The 24,398-nt window shown below is 61.0% G+C and carries 20 protein-coding genes; 10 read left to right on the top strand and 10 right to left on the bottom strand.

Going from position 1 to position 24,398, the window contains the following annotated elements; translation table 11 throughout:
* The first annotated feature begins 133 nt into the window (after positions 1-133).
* From HJB89_RS07025 to HJB89_RS07035, 3 genes are all read left to right on the top strand, one after another.
* On the top strand, positions 134-1,420 hold the full coding sequence (locus HJB89_RS07025; RefSeq protein WP_207584677.1) for an ABC transporter substrate-binding protein: 1,287 nt from the start codon (positions 134-136) through the stop codon (positions 1,418-1,420).
* Between the two features lie 174 nt (positions 1,421-1,594).
* The gene (locus tag HJB89_RS07030; protein ID WP_207584676.1) at positions 1,595-2,956 is read left to right on the top strand and encodes an MFS transporter; all 1,362 of its coding nucleotides are present in this window, start codon (positions 1,595-1,597) and stop codon (positions 2,954-2,956) included.
* 169 nt (positions 2,957-3,125) lie between these two features.
* Complete coding sequence (locus tag HJB89_RS07035; RefSeq protein WP_207584675.1) at positions 3,126-4,388, top strand: DUF3422 domain-containing protein; 1,263 nt, start codon at positions 3,126-3,128, stop codon at positions 4,386-4,388.
* A 91-nt stretch (positions 4,389-4,479) separates the two neighbouring features.
* On the opposite strand, the gene HJB89_RS07040 is transcribed toward HJB89_RS07035, so the two are convergent.
* From HJB89_RS07040 to HJB89_RS07065, 6 genes are all read right to left on the bottom strand, one after another.
* Positions 4,480-6,624 (bottom strand): methyl-accepting chemotaxis protein, encoded by a 2,145-nt coding sequence (locus tag HJB89_RS07040; protein ID WP_221149381.1) that lies wholly within the window; start codon positions 6,622-6,624, stop codon positions 4,480-4,482.
* A 16-nt stretch (positions 6,625-6,640) separates the two neighbouring features.
* Positions 6,641-7,570: a substrate-binding domain-containing protein gene (locus HJB89_RS07045; protein WP_207584673.1), complete on the bottom strand. Its 930-nt coding sequence runs from the start codon at positions 7,568-7,570 to the stop codon at positions 6,641-6,643.
* Positions 7,571-7,765: 195 nt separating this feature from the next.
* Positions 7,766-8,650 (bottom strand): carbohydrate ABC transporter permease, encoded by an 885-nt coding sequence (locus HJB89_RS07050; RefSeq protein ID WP_221149383.1) that lies wholly within the window; start codon positions 8,648-8,650, stop codon positions 7,766-7,768.
* A complete protein-coding gene (locus tag HJB89_RS07055) occupies positions 8,640-9,566 on the bottom strand; it encodes a carbohydrate ABC transporter permease (protein WP_207584671.1) in 927 nt (308 codons plus the stop codon). The genes HJB89_RS07050 and HJB89_RS07055 overlap by 11 nt, the downstream gene beginning before the upstream one ends.
* Before the next feature lie 129 nt (positions 9,567-9,695).
* Positions 9,696-10,916, bottom strand: coding sequence for a sugar ABC transporter substrate-binding protein (locus tag HJB89_RS07060; protein ID WP_221139542.1), 1,221 nt, complete (start codon positions 10,914-10,916; stop codon positions 9,696-9,698).
* 49 nt (positions 10,917-10,965) lie between these two features.
* Entirely contained in the window at positions 10,966-12,279 is a 1,314-nt protein-coding gene (locus tag HJB89_RS07065; RefSeq protein WP_221149385.1) for an alpha-L-fucosidase, read from the bottom strand.
* A gap of 205 nt (positions 12,280-12,484) precedes the next feature.
* Here HJB89_RS07065 and HJB89_RS07070 point away from each other — a divergent pair, with 205 nt between their 5' ends.
* The 5 genes from HJB89_RS07070 (at position 12,485) to HJB89_RS07090 (ending at position 17,577) form a co-directional block, all read left to right on the top strand.
* The gene (locus HJB89_RS07070; RefSeq protein ID WP_207584668.1) at positions 12,485-13,492 is read left to right on the top strand and encodes a LacI family DNA-binding transcriptional regulator; all 1,008 of its coding nucleotides are present in this window, start codon (positions 12,485-12,487) and stop codon (positions 13,490-13,492) included.
* A gap of 245 nt (positions 13,493-13,737) precedes the next feature.
* A complete protein-coding gene (locus tag HJB89_RS07075) occupies positions 13,738-14,469 on the top strand; it encodes a FadR/GntR family transcriptional regulator (protein WP_207585190.1) in 732 nt (243 codons plus the stop codon).
* 287 nt (positions 14,470-14,756) lie between these two features.
* On the top strand, positions 14,757-15,770 hold the full coding sequence (locus HJB89_RS07080) for an ABC transporter substrate-binding protein (RefSeq protein WP_207584667.1): 1,014 nt from the start codon (positions 14,757-14,759) through the stop codon (positions 15,768-15,770).
* A gap of 95 nt (positions 15,771-15,865) precedes the next feature.
* Positions 15,866-16,684 (top strand): ABC transporter ATP-binding protein, encoded by an 819-nt coding sequence (locus tag HJB89_RS07085; protein WP_221149386.1) that lies wholly within the window; start codon positions 15,866-15,868, stop codon positions 16,682-16,684.
* A gap of 11 nt (positions 16,685-16,695) precedes the next feature.
* The gene (locus HJB89_RS07090) at positions 16,696-17,577 is read left to right on the top strand and encodes an ABC transporter permease (protein ID WP_207584665.1); all 882 of its coding nucleotides are present in this window, start codon (positions 16,696-16,698) and stop codon (positions 17,575-17,577) included.
* A gap of 101 nt (positions 17,578-17,678) precedes the next feature.
* Here the strand turns inward: HJB89_RS07090 and HJB89_RS07095 are convergent, their stop codons facing one another.
* Genes HJB89_RS07095 through HJB89_RS07110 form a run of 4 tightly spaced genes read right to left on the bottom strand, consistent with a single transcriptional unit; the run spans position 17,679 to position 22,447 of the window.
* Entirely contained in the window at positions 17,679-19,079 is a 1,401-nt protein-coding gene (locus tag HJB89_RS07095) for a sensor histidine kinase (RefSeq protein WP_207584664.1), read from the bottom strand.
* On the bottom strand, positions 19,069-19,737 hold the full coding sequence (locus HJB89_RS07100; RefSeq protein WP_007635395.1) for a response regulator: 669 nt from the start codon (positions 19,735-19,737) through the stop codon (positions 19,069-19,071). The genes HJB89_RS07095 and HJB89_RS07100 overlap by 11 nt, the downstream gene beginning before the upstream one ends.
* A gap of 56 nt (positions 19,738-19,793) precedes the next feature.
* Positions 19,794-20,639, bottom strand: coding sequence for a carbohydrate-binding protein (locus HJB89_RS07105; RefSeq protein ID WP_221115118.1), 846 nt, complete (start codon positions 20,637-20,639; stop codon positions 19,794-19,796).
* A gap of 11 nt (positions 20,640-20,650) precedes the next feature.
* Positions 20,651-22,447, bottom strand: a complete 1,797-nt coding sequence (locus HJB89_RS07110) for a heparinase II/III family protein (protein ID WP_221149388.1) — start codon at positions 22,445-22,447, stop codon at positions 20,651-20,653.
* 130 nt (positions 22,448-22,577) lie between these two features.
* On the opposite strand from HJB89_RS07110, the gene HJB89_RS07115 reads away from it, so the two are divergent.
* Both HJB89_RS07115 and HJB89_RS07120 read left to right on the top strand, forming a co-directional pair.
* The gene (locus HJB89_RS07115) at positions 22,578-23,564 is read left to right on the top strand and encodes a carbohydrate ABC transporter permease (protein WP_207584661.1); all 987 of its coding nucleotides are present in this window, start codon (positions 22,578-22,580) and stop codon (positions 23,562-23,564) included.
* Positions 23,561-24,397 (top strand): carbohydrate ABC transporter permease, encoded by an 837-nt coding sequence (locus HJB89_RS07120; protein WP_207584660.1) that lies wholly within the window; start codon positions 23,561-23,563, stop codon positions 24,395-24,397. Before HJB89_RS07115 ends, HJB89_RS07120 begins: the two co-directional genes overlap by 4 nt.
* The last annotated feature ends 1 nt before the right edge of the window (position 24,398 follow it).

Genomic DNA, 24,398 nt, shown 5'->3' on the forward strand with positions numbered 1-24,398 from the left:
TTTTTGAAAATTGCTCAAAAACATCGCTATTGGCATAGAAAATAGCTTGACGGAATGAATGTCAAGTATATGAAATTCGCCTATCGACGGTTTATGCCGCGATTGATGAAAATGTTTTCATGGGAGGATGAAAATGAAAACCTGCCTTTCAGGGGCTTTCGCACTGGCGCTTGCCACCGTTTCTTTTGCATGGTCCAGCGTGGCCATGGCCGAAACCCAGACGATCACCTTTCTCTTCACCGACGACGACCAGGCTTACGTCGAGCGGATGGAAGCGCTGAGCAAGGAATTCGAGACCGCGCATCCAGACATCAAGGTGAATTTCGTCTCGTCGGGTTATGATGCGGTCGCCAAGCAGCTGCCGGTGCAGCTTGCCGTCGGCGAAGGCCCGGATATCGCCAAGATCACCGATTGGCAGCTGGCGCCCTACTATCTCGATATGCGCCCCTTGATGAAAGACCCGGATGGTTTCGCCAAGCTGCACGGCGACAGCCTGAACACGCTTCGTTTCCCGGGCGTCAACGATCCGAACTCAATCAACGGCTATGTCGCGTCGCAGACCTTCAACCTGCCCTTCGTCAACAAGACGCTCTTCGAACAGGCTAAGGAACCGCTTCCGAAGCCGACCGCCACCTTGAAGGACATCGTCGAAGCTTCCGCGCGCGTCGCCAAGGCGACCGGAGCCCAGATCCCCTTCACGATGGACCGCTCGGGCCACCGCTTTTCCGGCGCGGCCTTCTCCTACGGCTCGAACTACGTCAAGGACGGCAAGTTCGCCTTCCCCGACGACGCCGCCAAGCACTACATCACCGATCTCTATAACTGGACGAAGGACGGCTCTTTCCCGAAGGAAATGTGGGGGGCGGCCGGCGGAACCCAGTACAAGAACATGGGTGACGAGTTCGTCAACGGCAATGTCGTGACCTATGTTGCCGGCAACTGGATGGTCAATCCGTTCCAGAAGAAGATCGGCGACGCCTTCGACTGGACGGCGATCAACGCACCCTGCGGCGATGCCGGTTGCTATGCGATGCCGGGCGGCACCGCGATCGTCGGCTTCAAACGCACCAAGTACCCGCAGGCCGTAGCCTCCTTCATCGAGTTCCTCGGCTCTGAAAAGGTCCAGCGTGAAATCGCCGAAAACTACGTCATCCTGACCGGCGCCGACATCAAGGACCCGCAGTACAAGCTCGAGAGCAAGAACGCCAAGGACGCCATGGCCGTCTTCCTTGCAAGCCGTGCCAGCGCACCGAAGGCAGCCCGCGACCTGGAACGCCTCAAGGGATCTTCGGCCATCTATCAGCTCATCGTCCAGCGCATGAGCCAGCTGATTGTCGGCGAGCTTTCCCTCGACGAGACATTCAAAGCGATGAGTGCAGACGTCGACAAGGTCAACGTGGCGCTCGCTGCCAACAAGTAACCGGCCGCGCCTGCGCCCTCCGCAGAATGCGCGCTGTACAGCCACGGTCTCGCAACGGGCCGTGGCTGATCGTTTTTTTTGCTCTGCTCACATTGCCGTCTCTAACAGTTCGATCGGTTTCGAATTGTCGATGACCTGAATCACGCTACGTCTTGCCGATGGAAAGGTAGCGTCATGAATGTCATCGAACGAAACTCACGGTCCCGCTCGGACCTGAAACCTGCCGCTCTCGCCATTCTCTGCCTCGGCGTGATCGTGGCGCAGGTCGACACATCGGTCGTCAATCTGGCGGTCCAGCCGATAGGCCTCGCCCTCAAGGCGTCGGTCACGCAATTGCAATGGGTCGTCGACGCCTATAACCTCGTTTACGCAGCACTTCTCATCAGCGGCGGTCTGTTTGCCGATCTCTACGGCCGGCGCCGGATGTTCGTCATCGGCTGTGCTGTTTTTACCCTGGCGAGCCTCGCCTGCGCCTTTGCCCCGACCATCGCGATGTTAATCGTGACCAGGGCCTTGACGGGCCTCGGCTCCGCCCTCCTCCTGCCCGCGTCGCTTTCGCTGATCCGGGTCATCTACCGGGATGAGAAGGTCCGCGCACAGGTGCTCGGAATCTGGGCCGGCTGCAATGGGATGTCGCTTGCCTTCGGTCCGACTCTCGGCGGCGTCCTGATCCACGATTTCGGTTGGCGATCCGTCTTCTTCGTCGTCATCCCGATCGCGTTGATCGCGGCGGCAGGAGCGCGGCTTTTCATTCCGGAAAGCGCGGATCGGCAAGGCAGGTCCTTCGACCTGCCGGGTCAATTGCTGGGGATCGCATCCCTCACCGCCCTTACCCTCACCGCGATTGAATCATCGCATCTGCCGCCACTATGGACTGCGCTCCTGGCAATCGGCGGCGCGGCTCTCCTGCTGCTCTTCGTCATGGTGGAGAAGCGCCTGGAGCAGACGGCCCTCGTTCCCATCTCAATGTTCCAGGACAGCCAGTTCCGCGGCGCAATGGCCGGAACGGCGGCGATGACCTTCGGCATGTATGGCACGCTGTTTCTCTTTCCGCTTGCCTCCTTGGGCCTCGGCCGCCTGGCCTCGATTCAAGCAGGACTGTCGCTGTTGCCGATGGCCCTCAGCTTCATCGCGATCTCACCCTTCTCAGGCTCGATCTCGGAGCACCTGGGGAAGAAACGCACCATATCGGCAGGGCTGACGCTGATGGGCATGGGCAACCTCCTGCTCGGCGCGTCCTTCCTGGCCGACTGGTTCATCGCCGAAGAGATCGGACTGCTGCTGACCGGAGTCGGCATGGGCATGGCGACCGGGCCTCTGACCGCGGTCGCGGTTTCAACCGTGAGCGCCGATCGCGCCGGCACGGCGAGCGCCCTGATAAACGTTGCCCGCATGGTGGGCGCGACGATAGGCGTCGCCTTACTCGGAGCGATTTTCGCCTTCCTGGGAGAAGCCGAAACCGGCTTCATCGTCGCGATGTCGGCCGGCGGCGGCGTACAATTACTGGGGAGCTTCGTTGCCTGGCGCTCACTCTGAACGCACGGCTGGGCGACTGGTGCGAAGGCGTCGTGACACGAGCCTCCTGAGAGGCTATAGGCGTTGTCAGCCTTGGCCAGCCCCAGGCGCCATGTCAAATCATAAGCGCCGGCACCCGGTCATTACGCCGGCGACCCAGCGACTGTCTACCGTATAGAGGTGCATCTCCATGCCGATGGGTTCCGAGCATCCGCTGCGCAGGGAGCTTCACAACGAGTTGCATGCCCGGCCGTCGCTTTATTTCGATGGCGACACCGATGTCTGGCATGTCGCGATCGTCGGCGACAATGCCCCTCCCTCGATCCTGGAGCGCCTGCCGGGATTGGAAGATGTCACTATGACCCTCGGGGGCAACCACGGCATCGGCCGCGTCGGCGCCGGTCGGCTGAAGTGGGAGGCGCATACCGAGTTCCTGACCCTCACCTTCGTCGTTCCCGCTTCGTCCGAACCCGGCAGCAATCCGCCGGAAGCCTTTCAGGCCTGTTACCGTCAGATCGAAGGAAAGGTCATGGCGGCCATCCGAGTGCTGGTGCGCGACGAGAAGGATGGACAGCGTCTCGAAAAACCAAAGCTGGACTATGTCGCATCCCAGGTCGGCGGCGGCGATGCGGAAGTGCATTCGAACTTCCGCCTGACCGACAGCGGGTTCGTCGAATTCCTGTTCTTCAACCGCAACCTCAACGCCTATCGCACCGGCCGCATGGTCCGGCGTTTCCTGGAAATTGAGACATACCGGATGATGGCGCTGCTGGCGTTACCGATGGCGCGCGAGACCGTCTCGAGGCTCTCAGCTTTTGACCGGCGCCTCGATCTGCTGATCGCGCATATGCAGAGCGCCATCAAGGTCGACAAGGCGCTGCTGTCCGAGGTGACTAGGCTCTCTTCCGACGTGCTGAACTTCTCCGCACTCGCCCGCCACCGCTTCGGCGCGACGAAAGCCTATGCCGAGATCGTCGCGAGCCGGCTCTCCGAGCTCAGAGAAGAGCGGGTCGAACAGAGGCAACGGCTGGGTACGTTCATCGACCGGCGCTTCCAACCGGCTGTGCGCTCGGTCTATGCGGCAGAGCGGCGCCTCGATGAACTGGCCGAACGCGTCAGCCTGGCCGGAGACTTGCTCAGAACCACCGTGCAGGTTCAGCTCGAAGATCAGAACGCCTCGCTGCTGACGTCGATGGAAGAGCGGGCCCGCATCCAGGTGCATATCCAGCAGGCGGTCGAAGGCTTCTCCGTCATTGCCATTACCTATTACACCGTCGGCCTGGCGAAGATTTGCCTCGAAAGCATTTCCGAACTGGGCGTCGATCCGCACGTGACAAAACTCGCTGTTCTCGGCGCTATCCCGCTCGTGCTCTTCGCCGTCTGGACCGCTGTCCGTCATGTGCGCAGGAGCATCGCCGGTGCGCCGCACGGCCCGGCAGCCGAAAGCCACTGACGCCGGGCCTACCACACCGCGTCCACCGAAATAGGCAGGAGCGGCGCCGCCCTTCCAGCGGCGCTCCTAGATTATCTGCATCAGCAGAGCATCACGATGCCATTGCGTAGTGGCGATGGTCCGATGCCCGGCCGCTGCTCGTCCTGAACCGCAGCAGCAGCTGGGCAAGGCTTTCGGTTTCCTGTGTCAGGCTCTGGGCGGCCGCCGTGGTTTCTTCGACCATCGCGGCGTTCTGCTGCGTCACCTTGTCCATCTGGTCGCCGGCGGCCGAGACCTCGCGCAGGCTCGTCGCCTGTTCGCGGGCGGCAACGGCGATCTCGGCGACGGTCGCATTCATCGCAGTGACCTGCTCGACGATCTGTTCGAGCGAGAGGCCGGATTGGCCGACCAGCTCGACGCCGGTCTTGACCTGCGCCGAGGAGGTCGAGATCAGTTGCTTGATCTCCCTTGCCGCATTGGCAGAACGCTGGGCGAGTTCGCGGACTTCCTGGGCGACCACCGCAAAACCCTTGCCTGCTTCACCGGCGCGCGCGGCTTCGACGCCGGCATTCAGCGCCAGCAGGTTGGTCTGGAAGGCGATCTCGTCGATGACGCTGATAATGTTGCCGATCTTCGAGGACGAATTCTGGATCTCCGTCATCGCGTCGATGGCGCGGGCGACGATCTCGCCGCCCTTTTCGGCATTGGTGCGGGCCGTCGCCACGACAGCCTGGGCGCGGCCTGCGCCCTCCGCCGTGCCGTTGACGCCGCGGGTGACGTCGCCGAGTGCTGCGACCGTTTCTTCCAGGGAGGCTGCCTGCTGCTCGGTGCGGCGGGCGAGATCGTTGGAGGCCGTGGAGATTTCCGACAGACCGGACCGGATGGTGGCGACCGCGCGAATGACGGAGTCGACGGCTTCCTCGAGGCTCGCGACCGAGTTGTTGAAATGATCCCGGATCCTGACGTAGCGATGGTCGACTTCGCCGACGCGGACGGTGAGATCACCCTTCGACAACGCATCGAGGCCGACGGAGATCTGGCGGAAGGCATGTTCCATCACCTGCGCATCGCTGAGCCGCTCGGCCTCCTGGCGGAGCCGCTCTTCTTCGGCGGCCAGGCGAGCCCGTTCGGCATTGGCTTCCGCGATCAGCTTGGCGCGGCCGGTCTCCTGGAACACCTTCAGCGAACGCGCCATGGCGCCCAGCTCATGGCGGTGCTCGACGCCCGTTATCGTGATCCCTTCCTCGCCGCGGGCAAGCTGCTCCATCGACTGGGCCATGTTGCGGACCGCCGAGGAAATCAGCCGGCCGACGAAATAGGAAAGCACGAGGCCGATGACGATCAACAATCCGCTGATGGCCAGCGTCGTGCTGGTCGCGGAGGCAACCGTTGCGTCCACCGAACCATCCAGGGTCTTCTGCGCCCCCGCGACAGTTGCCTGCAGGTCCTTGAAACCGCCTGATATTCTCGGTGCAAGCACGCCGAGCTGCGTCTGGCGGATGTTGCCCGAGGCCTGCAGGACGTCCTTCATGTCGCCGAGACGGGCGGTGTAGTTCTGCATGAGCTGGCCGGCGCCCATCAGGCGCTTCTTCTGCAGCTCGTTCTTCGCGGCCTTGGCGGCGGCTTCATTGAGGCTGACCGCTTCGGCAAGTGCAGCTTGCGCCGTGTCATAGGCCGCAAAATCGTTGGAATGCACGAAGCGCTCAGAGAAATAGAGACTGCGGTTCAAGGCCTCCAGCGTCGCCGCCGTCATTTGCAACAGGGCCACATCGTTCTGGCGCCAGGCGCTTCGCACGACGTCGTTGAGAGCAATGCTGGTCCAAGGGCCAAATTCGGTGACCTTGGAGATCAAGGCGTCACGCCGGGCCTGAAGAGAAACGATCTGTTCGAAAGCCTTGCCATAGGCAGCAATGTCCTGGCGGATCGCGGCAAGGCCGGATTGCAGGTCCTTGTTGCCGGCAAAACGCGGGTCGTCGGCGTCGAACGCCTTCACGCCGGCACGGAAGCGGTCGACGACATCCTGCGTCGGCGTAGAGCGGAAAGCTTCAGCCGACATCTGAATCTCGTTCAGCTGGTCGCTGTAGTCCGATATGGCGAGGCTCTGGCCTGCCGTGGTGCGATAGGAGGCGAAAATCGAGGCGAGCCCATTCATGCCAGAGATCGCGCTGACCGTGAGCAGGCTCATCAATAGGATCAGCGGCACGAAGCCGGAGGTGATCTGTGCGCGAATGCCGAATTTATTCCAGAAATGCAACATCATAGTCCTCTTATGCTCACTGGCTCTTCGGCAGATACTGGGCAATGGTCTCAGGTGTGACGAGCTCGAAGGGAACGTTGTTTTCGCGCGGCACCTTTTCCTTATTGACGAGCTTCACGGCAGCATCGACAGCCGTCGCCCCCTGCCCGACGGCGCTCTGGAGAATGGTGACGTCGAGATCGCCGGCCACCATCGCGGCCAGCGCGTCGTCGGTCGCGTCGACGCCGGCGACGACGACGTCCTTCATCGGGATATTGGCCTTCTTCATGGCGCGGATCGCGCCGAGCGCCATTTCGTCATTGTTGGCGATGACGGCATCGAATTTGACCCCGGCCGCGAGCCATTCCTGCATCTGCTGGTCGGCATAATCGCTTGACCAGTAAGCGGCCTGCCGTTCGACGATCTGAAGGCCCTTGCAGTCAGGCGTGGCGATGACGTCGGAAATGTCCTGGGTGCGTGCGCGGGCGGCCGCATGGAAGGGTTCGCCCATCAGCACGACGACGCGGCCTTTGCCCTTAAGGAGGGAGCAGACCTGCTTCGTCTCCAGCGTTCCGGAATCCTTTTCGTTGGAGGCGACCACCACCTGATTGTCCGGCAGGTCCAGCAGGTTGGAGGGGACGTTGTTGATATAGACCAGCGGAATGCCTGCATCTGCGGCCATCTTGGTCATTTGCGGCCCGAGGTCGCCATCGGAGACCGCAAGGATAATCGCGTCGACCTTGTCGGCAATGAGCTTCTGAACCTGCTTCTTCTGCAGCTCGTTGTCGCCCTTGGCATTCTCGGTGACGAGCTTGAGGCCGGATATCGTCTGCCCATGCGCGACGACACCGTTTAGAAGCGCCGTTCTGAATTTGTCGAGATCGGACATCGAAACCCCGATCGTCTGGGCATTGGCGGCAGAGATCGATATCGCCAGGGCGATGGATGCAAGCGTGGCCGTTTTCATGAGTTCCCCTGGGCAAGTCGGATAGAACTGCGTTATTTCAAATTTTGGTTAAATTTTACTTTTCGACGCGAAGCAAAAGTTAAGCGCGAGTGTATTTTGCGGCGCGGGAGCGCCATCTTCGGCGGCCACCAGCCGAACTTGACCAGCTTCGCGTCGAACCTGACGCGGCACGCTCTAATCTGTTTTTTATATAAATTATCGTCCGCCGAAGCCGGACCCGACGGAGATGCCTTTGTAGATTATCCTCTGCATCACGATGGCTAGGATGACGCCCGGCAGCATGGAAATCGTCGCACCCGCCATGATGTAATTCCACGAAGTGCCCTGCTGCGTCTGGAACAGGGTGAGCCCGAGCGGCAGCGTGGCTTTTTCGACGCCGCTGGTAGCGATCAGCGGCCAGAGGAAACTCTTCCATTGCGCGATGAAGGTGAAGAGCGACAGCAGGCCGATCGCCGGCATGGCAAGCGGAACGATCACCGTGACCAGGATACGCAGGCGCGAAGCGCCGTCCATCATCGCCGCCTCGTCGAGATCCTTGGGAATGCCGAGGATAAACTGCCTCAGCAAAAACGTGCCGAAGGAAGAGAAGGCGACCGGCAGGATCATGCCGTGATAGGTATTGATCCAGCCGAGCTTGCTGACCAGCAGGAAGAGCGGGATGACCAGCATCACCTGCGGGATCATCAGCGTGCTCAGATAGGTGAGCAGCAGCCCTTCCCGCCCGGGAAACCTCAGCCGAGCGAAGGCGTAGGCGGAAAGGCATGAAACCGCGACCACGATCGCCGTCACCCCACAGGCGACAATAATGGAATTCAACAGGAAGGTTCCGAACGGAAGCGAAACGAAGGCATCGACGAAGGTGCCCCACTGATACTCCTCGGGCAGAATGTGGACCGGCACGGCCATCACTTCGGCGTTGGAGCGCACCGCGTTCGACACCATCCAGAAAAATGGGAAGAGGAAAAGCAGCGCGACCAGCGAAATTCCCGCATAACTCATAAAGGTGCCGGCGCGCCGTAGGATGCGCTGCCGATCCGCAGAGACGGAATGCGGATGCCGTGAGGTCGGGTCAGTCGTCATAATGCACCCATTTGCGCTGCATGTGGAACTGCAGAATGGTGAGCGCCATGATCATGACGAACATCACCCAGGCAAGAGCAGAGGCATAACCCATCTGGAAGTTGGTGAAGCCTTTCTGATAAATGGCAAAGCCGAGTGTGGCCGTCGCCGAGCCTGGGCCGCCGCGCGTCATCGCAAAGATCTCGTCGAAGACCTGCAGCGAAGTGATCGCCGTCATCACGGTGGCGAAGAAGACGGTCGGCGAGATGAGAGGCAGGCGGATGCGCCAGAATTGCTGCCAGGCATTGGCGCCATCGATCGTCGCCGCTTCGAGATAATGCTTCGGCACCAGATCGAGCGCGGCGTTGAACATCACGACGTTATAGCCGACATTCGCCCACAGCGTGACCAGGATGATCGCCTGCATGGCCCAGGTCGGGTTCAGCAGGAAATTCGGCAGGCCGAGGCCGAGCGCGCGGATGACGGCGTCGGCCAATCCGTCCGGCGTGAAGATTAGCAGCCACACCACCGACGCGGCGATCGTCGGCGTGAAGGTCGGCAGGAAGAAGATCACCCGGAAGATCGCCTTGCCGCGCTTCAGGCTGGATATCCAGACCGCAAGCGTCAGCGAAACGGCAATGTTCAGCGCCAGGTATTCGACGGCGAAGAACAGCGTATTGCGCAAGATGGTGTAAAACGCCGGATCGACGGTGAAGAGCTTGATGTAATTCTGAAAGCCGACGAAGGATGGCGTCGAGATCAGCTGCCAATTGGTGAAGCTCAGCGCCAGCGACGCCAGGATCGGCAGAGCCATGAAGATCATGAAGCCGAGGAAGCTCGGCAGCAGGAACAGCATGGCGGTCTGGGTCTCGGGCATCAGAAAGCGCCGTGGCTGACCGGGCTGCAGCGGAATTTCGGCGACGGCGCTTTGCGACATGTCTTCCTCCATGCGTGACAATCCTGCCGCGGCGAGAGCTGGCGCATGACCCGTAAATCGAAATCAATTGTCCGAACGATCATGCGCAGATCCAAAGCGACGGCGCGTCTTCTCAGACGCGCGGGCGCTCTATTGTTGCGCAAGGCTCTGGATGGACTCCATCGTCTGCTTGGCGTCGGCGCTGCCGCCGAAGGCCGGCGGGAAATACTGGTTGAACAGGTTTTCGACCGCCGCCCAGTTGTTGGTGATCACGTAGGGCACGGAATGCGCCAGGGAATAGTCGATGGCCTCGCCGCCATTGGTAATGTCCTTGGCCGCTACCTTGTACCACGAGGGTTGCGAAGCCGTGCGCGCCGGCAGCGCACGGCCCTGCTCGGCAAGATACTGCAGCGCCTCCGGGCTGGTCAGCACCTGGATCGCTTTCCACGCCGCATCCTTGTTCTTGCTCGTCGTGGCGATGCCGAAACCTGAGCCCGCCGTGACGGCGGTAAGCTCGCCGTCTCCGCGCGGCAGGGAGGTAGAACCAATTTTGAACTTGACCTTGTCCTTCATGCCAATGATTGACCACGGACCGTCGATATACATGGCGACATTGCCCGAATAAAACCGACCTTGGATGACCGTGCCGGCATCGGCGCTCGACGGCACCAGCGGCGCGACCTTGTCCTTGGCGGCAAAGCCAATCACCCTATCGGCGGCAGCAACGGCACTCGGATTGGTGAGGTCTAGCTCTCCTGCGTCGTTGACATATTTATCGCCCCAGGCGGCGGCCAGAACCGAATAATTGGTCGGGGTGATGCCAAAGCCGTATTTACCGTCCTTGGTCAACTTCTTGGCGGCATCGGTAAATTCGGCAAGCGTCCAGCCCGGCTTCGGCAACGGAACGCCGGCAGCTTCGAGCGCGTCCTGGTTATAATAGATGACCCACGGACCGACGTCGTAAGGCAAGCCGTAAAGCTGCTTGTCGACAGACATGCCGCCGATGATCGAGGGCGTAAAGGCGCCGACGTCGAACTTGTCGGCCGCAATCCGCTTATTCAGAGGCTCGAGCAGCGAAACAAAATTCGGCATGCGCAGCGACTGCATGGAAACGATGTCGGCGAGCTGTCCGGATGCCGCCAGCACCGGCAGCCGCGTCCAGTAGTCGACCCATCCCGTCGTCGTCAGCGTCACCTTGATATCGGGGTATTTGGTGGTCACCATGTCGGCCAGGTGCTGCCAGCCCTTGGTGTCGGCATCGGAACCGGTCCACATCTGCCAGGTCAGGTTCACCTGCTCGGCCGATGCGGTGGTGGCCAACAGACTGCCGCCGATTGCGGCGAGCAAAAGCGTTTTCTTCAGAACCTTCATGGGTTTCTCCTCCCTCCATGACGCAATGAACGTGCGGATGCGACCGAGCTCACACCTTGAGGATGATCTCGATTACCGGAACGGTGACATCAGGTCGCCGGACCGGCAGTTCGAGCATGATCATGCCTTCCGGCACCATCACGCCGATATTGGAATCCACATCCCTCGTGTGGCTGAGCCAGCGCACTTCGCTGGCATCGTGCAGGAACTGCGCATAGGCGATCTTGTCCGCGAGGCCCTCGATATGAACGTGGCGGTAGGGCCAGTTGTAGACATGCAGATAAAGGCGGTTGCCGCGCTGGGTGTAGCGGCAGCCGGCAGGCACCGGCAGCTCTGATGGCCCGGCCCCATAGATGGAGCGCCCGTTGACGGCCATCCAGTTTTGGTAAACCTCGAGCGCATCGATGGCGCGCGCATCGAGCGCGCCGCGCCCAGTCGGACCGACATTCATCAGCAGGTTGCCGCCGAGCGCGACGGAATCGATCAGCAGTTGGATGATCTGTTCCGGGCTCTTCCAAGTATCCTCGTCACGGTGATAACCCCAGGAGCCGCTGAAGGTATGGCATGCCTCCCAGAGCACCCCCTGGCTGGCGATAGCTGGCGCCACGCGCGGCGTATATTGCTCTGGGGTCGTTACATCAGGCAGCTTGCCCGGTGGCAGATCGAGGCGGTTGTTGACGATGATTTCGGGCTGCAACTCGCGCACCAGCTCGATCAGTTGTTCGCTCTCCCAATCGGCACGCCCCTTGCCCGGCAGACCGTGATATTCGCGGCCGGGATAGCTGAAATCGAACCAGATGATGTCGATGCGGCCGAATCCGGTCAGAAGCTCGCGCACCTGTTCGCGCATATAGGCGGCGTAGTTGGCGATCTTGCGGTCGGCGTTCAGCGCCTTGGCGTCAGGATGGTTGCGCAAGGGATGGTGGACGTCGATCGGAAAGTCCGGGTGGTGCCAGTCGAGCAGCGAATAATAGAAGCCGATCTTCAGCCCCTCGGCGCGAAACGCCTCGACCAGGGGCGTCAGCAGGTCCTTGCCGCAAGGTGTGTTCGTCGCCTTGTAATCGGTGACCTTGCTGTCCCAGAGGCAGAAACCCTCGTGATGCTTGGTCGTCACCACGGCATATTTCATACCGGCCAGACGGGCGCGTCGAGCCCATTCCTTGGGATCGTAGAGATCGGGATCGAAATTGTCGAAATAGCGCTGGTAGTGCTCGTCGCTCAGCTCCTCGCGGTTTTTCAACCACTCATGGCGGGCTCCGAGCGCATAGAGGCCCCAATGGATGAACATGCCCAAGCGGTCCTGGCTGAACCAAGCGTGCTTGTCCGATGCCGAATTTTCCAGCTGGCGTGCCGCTATCGTCACAGGTTTCTCCTCCCTGTTTCCGGTTCGTTACATCATCGAACCGGTTCGGTGGCCAGATCATCCGCCGCGAGTTTCGAGCTGTCAAGCCGAAATCCATCTAGTTCAAGTCGGAATCTCGCCCGCACGTTGCCGCTTTTGCCGTCAACGTGTTGCACCGACAAATAAAATCTGCCATAAATAACCTATAGAACCGGTTCGACAAAAAATGACCACCATACGTGATGTAGCGCGTCTTGCGGGGGTTTCGATCTCGACCGTCTCGCTCGCGCTCAACAGTCCGAAGCGGGTCGGCGCCGAGACGCTCGATCGCATCCAGCAGGCGATAAAATCGACCGGCTACCGTATCGATCCGGTGGCCCAGACGCTGGCGCGCGGACGCAGTTCGCTGATCGGTTTTGTTTCGGCCAATCTCGGCAACATGTTCTTCGGCGACATCCGCCGCGAAATTGAACACCAGGCGCTCGATCACGGCTATTTCGTCCTGATCGCCGACTCCTCCGGCAGGGCCGATCTTGAACGGGCGCTGCTGGAGCGGCTGGAGGCACAGAAGATTGCCGGCATTGCCTTGGCAGCCAACGGGCGCGGCGAGGAGTACGCAACCTTCCTGCGCGACTTCAAGACGCCGATCGTGATGTTCGACCAGAAGGTCGAGGGCGCAGAACGCGATTTCGTCGGCTCCGACAATCCGTTGACGACAACTATCCTGACCGAACATCTGCTGCAGCTCGGCCACCGGCGCATCGGCTTCATCTCCGGCCCAAGCGGCCTGCACACCGCCGACGAACGCCTGAAAGGCTTCATGGATACGATGGCCGGCGCCGGCGCGGACATCGACCCTTCGCTGGTCGTCGAGGGCGGCTACACCAGGACCGGCGGCCATGCGCAGGCGATGCGGCTCTTAACCCGCCGCGACCGGCCGACCGCCATCATCGGCGCCAACAATATGACGGGGCTGGCGGCCCTGCAGGTAATGCAGGAGATGGGTTTCCGCTGCCCTGACGACGTGTCGCTGGCAATGGTCGACGACGTGCCCTGGAGCAACGTCATCACGCCGCGCATCACCATGGTGGTTCAGGATGCACCGAAGCTCGGCGAACTGGCCGCACAGCGTCTGCTGGCAAGAATAGCCAGCCCCGAGGCCGCCGCAGAGCCGCCGCAGGATTTCATCCTGACGCCGAGATTCGTGCGCGGGGAGTCGACCAAGCGCCTCTGAATCGCCCCTCCCTGAACTCTCTTAGTGAGGCGAAGGAAGACGCGGTGCGCGGGCGGATACCTCGCTAACGCCGAAGAGATCTTCTGGGTCGCAGCACCCTACCCGGCAAAACAGGCAAGCAACGGGTGCCGTTCTTCATTGAAAGACGATACGATTTGTCATACATGTGTGATGAATCGAGATTTCGCATGCCACCAAACTCGGCGGCGTCCGGATCCAGCCGATGCAAGGGGCGAGGCGTGGCTATGCAGGTGAAGGATCGCGGTAAGGGCTCGGGGTCGCTGGTCTCACGGGTCGGCGAGAGCCTGCGACAGGCAATATTGAGCGGCCAGTATTCTGCCGGCGACAAGCTCCCGAGTGAGCATGAACTGACCGAAACACATCGCGTCAGTCGGACCGTCGTGCGCGAGGCGGTGGCCGCACTTCGCTCCGACGGGCTCGTCGAAGTACGCCAGGGCGCCGGCATCTTCGTGGTTGGCGCCGATCTGGGCGCGGCGCTCTCCGGGCGCAACGACAAGGCCCGTGTCGCCTCCGACTTGGAAGTGCTCGAAATCCGAACCCCCGTCGAAATCGAGGCGGCCGGACTTGCCGCCTTGCGCCGCTCGCCGGCGCAGGAGGAAGCGATCTTCGAATGCCACCGGAAGATCCTCCAGTGCATCGAGACGGATCAATCCATCCGCGAGGCGGATCTCGAACTCCATGTCGCGATCGCCGAGGCGACCAACAATCCACTGTTCAAGCACTTCCTTCAATCCCAGGGGTCAGCGATCATCCCGCAATCGAGACTTGTCCCGGAAACAAGGACTGCCGAGCAGACCGCCTACCGAAAGCTGATCCACAGGGAACATGAAGCAATCATCGTTGCGATCTCCGACAGGGACGAGCAGGCTGCCCGCAACGCCATGCGTGAGCACCTGGTCGGCAGTCAGACGAGGTACCGCAACCTGCTGAAGGACCTGCGGAGTTTTGCGACCTGAGTCCAACGAGAAGCTCCCGCCGCACGGCAGGCTTTTCGACAGTCACGACCAACCCATCCAAAAATCGACGCCGAAAGCGACTTTCCCGGCAATTTGAGCAGGCTCCTCCATTGTATGGAAGCGCGCGCAACGCGTTTTTCGGCGTGTCGCATGGATTGGACGCGCTATTTGACCCTTCTGCGGCTGAAAGCTAGTTGAAAGCTTCGACGTCATAGGAAAGGGCAGCATCGTGGAGGAGCACGGTCAAGGTGGCCAGACGACGATGCAAGCACCAGGAGGAGATTTCCATGCGTTCTTCACGCAGCCTTTTTCAAACCGTAGCCCTTTCCACGCTTTTCGCTGCAGCATCTTTCGCTGCGAGCGCCGCAAACGCAGCCGACAAGATCACCATCATGGTCGGCGGCTATGAAAAGCAGATCTATCTGCCGGCCAAGCTCGCCGAATCGCTCGGGTACTTCAAGGACGAAGGCCTCGACGTCGAACTCCTGAATGAAGCTGCCGGCGTCGATGCCGAAAACCAGCTGCTGGCGGGCGCCGTCCAGGGTGTTGTCGGCTTCTACGACCATTGCGTGGACCTGCAGGCCAAGGGCAAGTTCGTCGAATCTCTCGTCCAGTTCAGTCAGGCGCCGGGTGAGGTCGAGATGGTCTCGAGCAAGCATCCGGAGATCAAATCGCCGGCCGATTTCAAGGGCAAGACCCTCGGCGTTACCGGCCTCGGCTCTTCCACCAACTTCCTGACGCTCTTCATGGCGTCGAAGGCCGGCCTGCAGCCGGGCGACGTCGTCACCGTTCCAGTCGGTGCCGGCGGCACGTTCATCGCCGCCATGCAACAGGATCAGATCCAGGCCGGCATGACGACGGAACCGACGATCTCGCGCCTGATCAAAACCGGCGAAGCCAGCGTTCTCGTCGACATGCGCACGGTCGAATCGACCCGAAAGGCGCTCGGCGGGACCTATCCGGCCGCCTCGCTCTATATGGAAACCGCTTGGGTCGATGCGCACAAGGACGAGGCACAAAAGCTCGCCAACGCTTTCGTGAAGACCCTGCGCTACATCAACACGCATTCTGCCGCCGAGATCGCAGACAAGATGCCGAAGGACTTTTACGTCGGCGACAAGGACGGCTACATCAAGGCTTTGAACGACGGCAAGGGCATGTTCACCACTGATGGTGTCATGCCGGAAGACGGTCCGAAGACCGTGCTTGCCGTGCTCTCGGAATTCTCCAAGAACGTCAAAGGCAAGCAGATCGACCTTTCCAAGACCTACACGACGGAATTCGTCAAGAACGTCAAGTAACGCGTGATATCGCTTCCGGCTTCAGCCGGAAGCGGCCTCCGATCGATCCATGGGCATTGCGTGCACGCGCCCTAAGGCACGCCTCAGGTATCATCATGCAACATGACAACAAGCAGATCCCGGCGATCGAGCTAATCAACGTCAGCCGGCGCTTCGTCTCGCCGACCGGAAAATCCCTGACAGCCTTGCGCGATTTCAACATGACGGTTGCCCGCGGAGAGTTTGTCGCCGTCGTCGGTCCTACCGGATGCGGGAAATCGACGACGCTCAACCTCGTGACCGGTCTCGCACGCCCAAGTGCCGGCGAAGTCCGGCTGATGGGCGGGCCCATCACCGGCATTGACCCGCGTGTCGGCTTCGTATTCCAGACCGACGCGCTCTTTCCCTGGAAGAACGCCATCGACAATGTCATGGCCGGTCCACTGTTCCGCGGAAAGTCCCGCGCCGAGGCGGAAAAGAGCGCCCGCGACTGGATCGCCCGTGTCGGTCTTTCGAAATTTCTCCATCACTACCCCCACCAGCTTTCGGGCGGCATGCGCAAGCGCGTCTCGCTGGCGCAGACCTTCATCAACGAGCCCGAAATCCTGCTGATGGATGAGCCGTTTTCGGCGCTCGACGTGCAGACCCGCACAGTCATGCATGAAGAGCTCTTGAAGCTTTGGGCGGAGCGAAAGGCCTCGGTAGTGTTCGTGACCCACGATCTCGAAGAGGCTGTGGCGCTCGCGGATAAAGTCTATGTGCTGACCGCCGGCCCCGCGACGGTCAAGTCGGTCTACACGATCGATCTCCCACGCCCGCGCGTCGTGTCGGAAATCCGCTACGAGCAGAGCTTCATCGACTATTGCAAGACGATCTGGGAGGACCTCCGCGAAGAGGTCGAGACCAGCTACCGCCGCGCAAGCGAAGCGGCCTGAGGGAGGATATCATGGCACACACCACTCTTGAGGCCGGTTCGGCCACCATGTTTCGGCCGGGCACGTCTGATACAGAAATCGAGGCGTCGGCGCTGAAGGCGATGCGTCAGCGGAAATTTCTGGTGCGTTTCTGGCAGATCGCCATCCTGGTCTTCGCGATCGGCATGTGGGAACTCTCCTCCAATATGCAGTGGATCGACCCGTTCTTCTATTCGAGCCCGAGCGGCGTCGTTCAGCGCCTCTATGAATGGGCAACGGAAGGCACCACCGAAGGTTCGCTGTGGTACAATCTCTGGGTGACGATGGAAGAGGCGCTGATCGGCTTCTTCGCCGGCTCGATCACCGGCGTTTTCGTCGGCGTCGGCCTCGGCCGCAACCGCTTTCTGTCGGACATCTTCTCCGTCTACATCAAGGCGATCAACTCGATACCGCGCGTCGTTCTCGCCCCCATTTTCATCATGATCATGGGCCTCGGCCTGCCCTCCAAAGTCGCTCTCGCCTTCATCATGGTGTTCTTCGTCGTGTTTGCAAACGCCTTCCAGGGCGTGCGCGAGGCCGACCGCAATATGATCGCCAATGCCCGCATCCTTGGGGCCTCGGACTGGCAGGTGACCCGCGCGGTGATCATTCCTTCGGCGATGAGCTGGATCTTCGCCAGTCTGCACGTGTCCTTCGGTTTCGCGATCATCGGCGCAATCGTCGGCGAATTCGTCGGCGCCCGGTTTGGCATCGGTCAGCTCATCTCGATCGCCAAGGGTACGTTCGATGCGGCCGGCATGTTCGCGGCAATCCTCCTCGTCATGGTCGTCACGCTTGTTGCGGAATACATCATGACGTTGGTCGAGAACCGTCTGGCGAAGTGGCGGCCGCAGCAGCACCTCGACACGCAGTAAACAGATCGATCCTCCCTAGGCAGATCGTACTGAAGGCCGGGCGCCATGCCCGGCCTTCTTTCATTGATGCAGTCAATCTTGAAAGGAACCTCGCCTCGGGTTCAGGTCAGCGGAAGCCGCACGGTAACGACAAGACCGCCGCCATCTGCATCATCGAGCGAGACTGAACCTCCCGCACCTTCGACGACCTCCCGGACGATCGCAAGCCCAAGACCGCTGCCCTCCGCTTCGGTCCCCATGATCCGGTAGAACCGTTCGAAAACCTGCTCCCGCTCCCCGTGGGGAATCCCCGGCCCGCTGTCCTCGACGGTAACGACGGCGTTGCCGTCCGCTTGCCCGACCGTGACGGTCACCCGTCCGTTCGGGCTGGTATAGCGGATCGCGTTGTCTATGAGGTTGACCAGCATCTCGCGCAACATCGTCCCGTCGCCTTCGACGATGACGGGACCATCCGCTTCCAGACCGACGTCGATGTTGCGCCTCAGCGCCTCTTCAGCATGCGCCTCCAAAATCTCACGGGCTGCCTTGCTGAGGTCGGCAGCGTCGCTGCGTGGGCGCCGGCTTCCGGGCTCGGCGCGTGACAAGGTAAGGAGCTGGCTGGCGAGACGCGAAATCTGCTTCGTGCTGGTGCGAAGCGCAAAGAGCGCCTCGTCGCGGCGACCCGCATCGTCTTCGCGGGCCGCCACGCTCGCCTGGGTCGAAATCAGCGCCAAGGGCGTTCGCAGCTGATGAGCAGCATTCGATACGAACCGTCGCTGCGCGGCCATCTGGTTCTGGACGCGCTCCATGTAGTCGTTGAGTGCGTGAACGAGCGGTTGCAGTTCGCTCTGCACCATCTCCGGCGGCAGCGGATCGAGACGGTTGCGACCGCGCTGTCGCACAGCGTCCCGCAGTCGCAGAGCCGGCGCCAGGCCCCGTTGAAGCCCGAGGATGGTCACCAGGCTTGCGACGAAGAGGAGCACAAACTGCTTCGAAAAGTCCGAGAGCCACAGCTGCCGTCGCATCGCGTACTGGCTGTTATGGGTCACGGCGACGGTCACGGAGATGGTGCCGTCATCGGGCAGCCCGACGACAGGATGGTCGAGCATTATGACGCGCACATCGGCGCCATGAAACGCGCGATCCTCACCTGCGCGATGGATGGCCGGCAACGGCAGGTCGGGAACGCCACTCACAAGACTGCCCCACGCAGTGATCACCTGATAGGACACCCGGTCACCGAAGCCTGTATCGAACATCTCCAGCGCGGAAGGCGGCACGTCCACTTGAACATTGCCGCCCTCGTCGACGCGGACGGCCTCGGCGATGACCCGGGCCGAGGCCAGAAGCGTTCGATCCGTCACCAGCTTTGCCGTCGCGTCGGCCGTCCAGAAGCTGTCGTAAAGATTGAAGCCGATGGCGCCGAGCAGGGTCAGCAGCACCCAGCAGAGCAGTTGCACCCTCAGGCTCCGGCTGAGCCGCGCGATCGTCGCCCCTACCTTTGTGACGACGCTACTGGACATGTCTGAGGAGATAACCGAGCCCACGCAACGTCGCGATCTGAACCGAGCTGCTCTCGAGCTTCTTTCGCAGCCTGTGGACGTAGATTTCGATGGCGCTCGGATCCGCCTCGTCGTCGAAACCGAACACGCTTTCAGAAAGCGTGGCTTTCGAGACGGTGGTGCCAAGCTTCATGACGAGCTGCTCAAGGACAGCATATTCTCGCGGCGTCAGTTGCAACAGCTCATCCGCGACGAAAAACTGCCGCGTCCCACCGGAAAAACGTAGGTTTCCGACGGTGATTTCCGACGATGCGCGATCCTGCCCGCGGCGCACCACTGCGCGGATTCTCGCTTCGAGCTCGGCGATTTCGAAAGGCTTGGCGAGATAATCGTCGGCGCCGCTGTCGAGCCCGGCCACACGCCCATCCAGGCTCGCATTCGCGGTCAAGATGATGACCGGCAGCTTACTTCCCGACTGCCTCAATCGCTTCAAGAGCGTTAAGCCGTCAAGCTTGGGCAGCGCAAGGTCGAGGATCATTGCCGAATACTCGGCAACCTTGAGCATATGCTCGGCGTCCTCGCCGTCATGGGCGATATCGATAGCATATTGCGCCTGTCGCAGGGCTTTCCCCAGCCAGGCCGCCAGATCCTTGTTGTCCTCCACCACAAGCAGTCGCATCCGACCTCCTTAGCATGGGCACATGCTCTGACGGAAGCGACGCGGTTTCTCTGCTATCAGGCGTGCTCAGCTTCGCCTTCGGCAGCAACGGCTGCGACGTTCCGGTCGACGGCGCCCGGCGCTTCCGTTCCCCAGATTTCGACCTGCGTCAGCGCCGGATAGGGCGAGCCGTCCTCCGCCTTGATCAGGCCATGCATTTCGACCCATTCGACGATGCAAGGTTCGATGGAAAAACCCTGCGCGGCGCCGGATTTCACCAGCGGAAAAGAAGAGGTTCTGCCATTCGAGAAGGTGACGCTGGCTTTCTCCCACCAGGAATCATGCGGGAAGTCGGCCCGGAGGTAGAAGACGATCTCATCGATCCGGACGGGCCTGCCGAACTCCACGGTCAGCGCGGCTTCAGGATCGCGATTGATGCCCCAGCTGGTGTAAGGCCAGAAGCCATGATCGTCGTTGGCCTTTTCGCCGTCGATCGCGTTGCGCGCCGCAAAGACCGCTTCCCCTCGGGTTTCGACATTGGCGCGCGCATGCGGAAAAAGCGTCCGATTGGCGTGATCGTCCCAGGGGTTCAGGGCGAGATTGCGCCGCTGGGCGATCTCATCGGGCCGCGCGCTTTTTGCTGAAAGCCGATGGATATCACCCTTAAAGGCGTTCGGCGAATAGGACTTGCGCTTGTCGCCGAAGGGCACGGCGAAGCAATAGTCGCTTTCCCTGATATAGACGAGGCCGGGCTGGATCGCGCTGTCCAGCGCCAGGAACACATGCCCGAGTTCTGAAGCTTCTACGACGACGCAATCGCCCTCGCGATAGCTCTGGCGATAGACTAGAAACGTCTCGTCCTGCCCAGTGGAGCTTGCCAGCACGAACCCATTGGCGTCCGTGATCTTTAGCGTCAATTTCATGCTCGTCCTCCTCAGACGATCCGCAATCTCAGGACCCTGCCGGGAAACGATAGGCGCAGCCGGTAGATTTTTTCCGGCCAGGCCGCTCTCAGCCTGATGTCGTCCACGTCGATCTCATCGATTTCGATCGGCCCACTGCCGTCGGCGAAAATGCTGCCGAGATCGGCGAGATCGATCCTGTCCGAGGTGACGGTCGGTGCCAGGCAAGTCATCAGCGACAGGATGGCCGGCTTGCCGCCGTCATAGGTGTCGACGATCTCGACATGGCGGCCGCGCAGCAGGGAAACGACGCGACGGTAGCTGTGCAACTGCGCTTCGGCGGGGTAGGCGCCAGATATATCGAGAGAGATGCGCGCGCTCTGCTCGTCATACCCGACCTCGACATTGCGCGCGCCGAGCGCTTCGCCGGCGGATTGCATGACGCCTGCGAAGGTCGGCAGGTTGTGAAAAGCCGACTGCATCGTCCATATCTCGTAGCGCTGCGCCGAAAAGGTCTTTGCAGTATAGGTCTCGACACCGACATCGATCAGCAACGGACGACCGTTCTTATAGAGCGTCACGCTTCCGACATCGTTGTGATTGTGGCCCTCGCCGTTGTTGCCGCCCTTGACGGCAAGCGAAAACTGCTCGTCGCGAGCGATGAACAGACCAATGCCGGGATAGAAGATCTCGCGCCTGCGCGCATGACGCGGGTGGACGGCAGCGGGAAGCGTCGGGCCGACCAGCAGTTCCTGCACGCGATACCAGAGGTTCCATTCCCCGGGCAGGTGCGGATTGTCGGCGGCGACCCTGTCGGCTGCGGCGAACTCGGCCAGCATCGGCGAGCCGACCGCTTGTCCGAATAGGTATTCCCGCGCACTGCAGGGTTCGACCACCGCGGAAGAATCGGCGAAGTTGAAATAGTAGCGGCCGGCGACATGCATGTTGGCGATATATTCGGCCATGTTGCGGACCTTCGGCTGCTGCCAGAACCTGGCAAACAGGCCCGGGGCCACGGTATCGAGGATGGTCAATGCACCGTGGAGGCAAAGCGCGGCGTGGCGGTAGTAGACGACGCCCTCCTCGCAGGCGCCGTCCTCGGCGTAGTCCTTCAGGAAAGCATCAAGACTGCCGAGTGCCTTTCTGACGACGGCGTGGCGCGTCGCCTGATCTGTTTTCAGCGAAAAGACCGTCAAGAGGACGTTCTGGGTTATCCATGCCGTCCAGTTGTTCATCCGCTCATCGTCGCGGCCCATCCACCAGAAATGCCGGGCGAGATAGGGCGTAAGGATGCGGGCCTCGATCTCGCGGTCCACCCGTGCGGTGATCTCGGGGCTGATGCCGTCGAGTTCGTCGCCGAGCAAGGCGACGATAGTGGCAAGCAGGGCAGCCGTTTCGGCTGCGAAGAGATCGACGACCGGTTGCGAATTGTCGGGTAGCGGCAGCCGCGCGCCGCTGCGTTCATAGGCATTATGCGCCGGAAGCTGCCAGCCGCTTTCCTCGACGATCAGGAAGATGCCGTCGACGATCTTCGGCAGGAACCGGGCTGCACCTTCGATAAGTTCGCCAAGCACCAGATTGTTGAGCATCCGGCGCCGTGTGAAATAGAGCTCCTCGAAGCGCGAACGGTTGCCCGTCGCGGTGAACGCCCGGTAGTCCGACGCAGTGATAACAGGCCAGGCCCGCGCCAGAGTCTCTTCGGCCTCCCGAACGACCAGTTCGCGCGTCGCCTGCGGCACGGAATTCCATCTGACGCGATCGGAGCAGACCGCCCCGGGCGTGAAATCGCCCAGCACATCCGGCAGCTGTCCTGAAATCTGACTGAACATGTCTCTCCCCGTACCGGAAAAGCATTGATGGACGTCTGCTTTCCCGCCCACTTATCATATGTATTTTGCGATTTCCATAAAATTCATATGACACGTTCAGAACTTGTTTGACCAATAGGGGATTTGTGCTATGTCGATGCGAGAGGAAGAGGAGGCATCGGTGTCCCTATCGAATTCGGTCATCGCAGCGGATGGCGCTCTGGCAGCCTCCGGCCGGAAGGTCACGGTCCTGTCCAAGCGCCAGCGCAGGATACGCAACGCGCTTGTCGCCTACTCCTTCATTGCGCCGAATTTCATCGGCTTTGCCGTCTTCACGCTCGGCCCGATCCTGTTCGCCTTCGCGCTCGCCTTCATGCATTGGGACGGCTCGAACGCGATCACATTCGCGGGCCTCGACAACTTCTGGCGGCTGTTCGAGGACAAGGCCTTCATCGCGGCGTTCTGGAACACGGTTATCTACACGGTCGCCTCCGTGCCGGCGACGCTCGTCTGCGCCCTCGGCCTCGCCGTTCTCCTCAACCAGAAGATCGTCGGGCGCGATTTCTTCCGCACGGCGATGTTCTTCCCTTATGTCGCCTCGCTGGTCGCCGTCGCGGTCGTCTGGAACATGATCTTCAACCCCGAGATGGGACCGGTGAACATGGCCCTCTACACGCTCGGCCTCGACCCGAAGAACATGCCGGGATGGGCAGCCGATCGCCACTGGGCGATGGTGACGGTGATCCTCTTCGGCATCTGGAAGAACATGGGGTATTACATGGTCATCTATCTGGCCGGCCTGCAGGGCATCAATGCCGAACTCTACGAGGCCGCCGACCTCGATGGCGCCAATTCCTGGCAGAAATTCATCCATGTCACAGTGCCGCAGCTCGGCCCGACGACCTTCTTCGTGACCGTCATGCTGACCATCCAGTCCTTCAAGGTATTCGATCAGATCTACATGATCACCCAAGGCGGACCCGGCACCTCGACGCTGGTCCTCGTCTACCACATCTACAACGAAGCTTTCATTTCCTGGGATCTCGGCTATTCCAGCATGGTTTCGCTGGTGCTGTTCTTCCTCGTCCTCGCGGTCACCGTCTTCCAGTTCCGGCGCCAGAGGGAGGACGAGGCATGAGGATCGCCGGACGCAAGGTGACCGTCGGGACGGTCGCGATCTATGCCATCGTCATCGCCGTCACGCTGATCATGCTGATGCCCTTTGCCTGGATGCTTTCGGCATCGCTGAAGCTCAGCCGCGACGTGTTCGCCTTCCCGATCGAGTGGATACCGTCCGTACCGCAATGGCAAAACTACGTCGATATCTGGACGAAGATCCCGCTCGCCCTCTTCATCTACAACACCTCGAAACTGACGATCATCGTCACGCTGCTGCAGCTTTTGACCTCCAGCTTTGCGGCCTACGCCTTCGCCAAGCTGAATTTTCCCTATAAGAACACTCTGTTCCTCGGCTACATCGCCACCATCGCCATGCCCTGGCAGGTCTATATGGTGCCGCAATTCCTGCTGATGCGCGAATTCGGCCTCAACAACACCCATCTGGCGCTGATCTGCCTGCAAGCCTTCACCGCCTTCGGCGTCTTCCTCATGCGGCAATTCTATATGTCGATTCCGACCGAACTTTGCGAGGCGGCCCGCATCGACGGCATGAACGAGTACCAGATCTGGGCACGCATCATGCTGCCGCTGTCGAAGCCGGCGCTCTCGACCCTGACGATCTTCACCTTCGTCACCACGTGGAACGACTTTCTCGGGCCGATGATCTATCTGACCAAGACCGAGCTGAAGACGGTCCAGATCGGCCTGCGCATGTTCATCTCGCAATATTCGGCCGAGTATGGGCTGATCATGGCGGCCTCCGTCGTCGCGCTCATCCCGGTTCTCGTCGTCTTCCTTGTACTCCAGCGCTTCTTCGTCGAAGGCATCGCCTCGACCGGATTGAAGGGTTAGG

The organism is Rhizobium sp. NZLR8 (assembly GCF_019685025.1).
In the GTDB taxonomy this organism is placed as follows: Bacteria; Pseudomonadota; Alphaproteobacteria; order Rhizobiales; family Rhizobiaceae; genus Rhizobium.

What these genes read in the sequence shown, in the direction of transcription:
- HJB89_RS07025 (WP_207584677.1), top strand. Translation starts at nt 134, where the DNA reads ATGAAAACCTGCCTTTCAGGGGCTTTCGCACTGGCGCTTGCCACCGTT.
- HJB89_RS07030 (WP_207584676.1), top strand. Translation starts at nt 1,595, where the DNA reads ATGAATGTCATCGAACGAAACTCACGGTCCCGCTCGGACCTGAAACCT.
- HJB89_RS07035 (WP_207584675.1), top strand. Translation starts at nt 3,126, where the DNA reads ATGCCGATGGGTTCCGAGCATCCGCTGCGCAGGGAGCTTCACAACGAG.
- HJB89_RS07040 (WP_221149381.1), bottom strand. Translation starts at nt 6,624, where the DNA reads ATGTTGCATTTCTGGAATAAATTCGGCATTCGCGCACAGATCACCTCC.
- HJB89_RS07045 (WP_207584673.1), bottom strand. Translation starts at nt 7,570, where the DNA reads ATGAAAACGGCCACGCTTGCATCCATCGCCCTGGCGATATCGATCTCT.
- HJB89_RS07050 (WP_221149383.1), bottom strand. Translation starts at nt 8,650, where the DNA reads ATGACGACTGACCCGACCTCACGGCATCCGCATTCCGTCTCTGCGGAT.
- HJB89_RS07055 (WP_207584671.1), bottom strand. Translation starts at nt 9,566, where the DNA reads ATGTCGCAAAGCGCCGTCGCCGAAATTCCGCTGCAGCCCGGTCAGCCA.
- HJB89_RS07060 (WP_221139542.1), bottom strand. Translation starts at nt 10,916, where the DNA reads ATGAAGGTTCTGAAGAAAACGCTTTTGCTCGCCGCAATCGGCGGCAGT.
- HJB89_RS07070 (WP_207584668.1), top strand. Translation starts at nt 12,485, where the DNA reads ATGACCACCATACGTGATGTAGCGCGTCTTGCGGGGGTTTCGATCTCG.
- HJB89_RS07075 (WP_207585190.1), top strand. Translation starts at nt 13,738, where the DNA reads ATGCAGGTGAAGGATCGCGGTAAGGGCTCGGGGTCGCTGGTCTCACGG.
- HJB89_RS07080 (WP_207584667.1), top strand. Translation starts at nt 14,757, where the DNA reads ATGCGTTCTTCACGCAGCCTTTTTCAAACCGTAGCCCTTTCCACGCTT.
- HJB89_RS07085 (WP_221149386.1), top strand. Translation starts at nt 15,866, where the DNA reads ATGCAACATGACAACAAGCAGATCCCGGCGATCGAGCTAATCAACGTC.
- HJB89_RS07090 (WP_207584665.1), top strand. Translation starts at nt 16,696, where the DNA reads ATGGCACACACCACTCTTGAGGCCGGTTCGGCCACCATGTTTCGGCCG.
- HJB89_RS07095 (WP_207584664.1), bottom strand. Translation starts at nt 19,079, where the DNA reads ATGTCCAGTAGCGTCGTCACAAAGGTAGGGGCGACGATCGCGCGGCTC.
- HJB89_RS07100 (WP_007635395.1), bottom strand. Translation starts at nt 19,737, where the DNA reads ATGCGACTGCTTGTGGTGGAGGACAACAAGGATCTGGCGGCCTGGCTG.
- HJB89_RS07105 (WP_221115118.1), bottom strand. Translation starts at nt 20,639, where the DNA reads ATGAAATTGACGCTAAAGATCACGGACGCCAATGGGTTCGTGCTGGCA.
- HJB89_RS07110 (WP_221149388.1), bottom strand. Translation starts at nt 22,447, where the DNA reads ATGTTCAGTCAGATTTCAGGACAGCTGCCGGATGTGCTGGGCGATTTC.
- HJB89_RS07115 (WP_207584661.1), top strand. Translation starts at nt 22,578, where the DNA reads ATGTCGATGCGAGAGGAAGAGGAGGCATCGGTGTCCCTATCGAATTCG.
- HJB89_RS07120 (WP_207584660.1), top strand. Translation starts at nt 23,561, where the DNA reads ATGAGGATCGCCGGACGCAAGGTGACCGTCGGGACGGTCGCGATCTAT.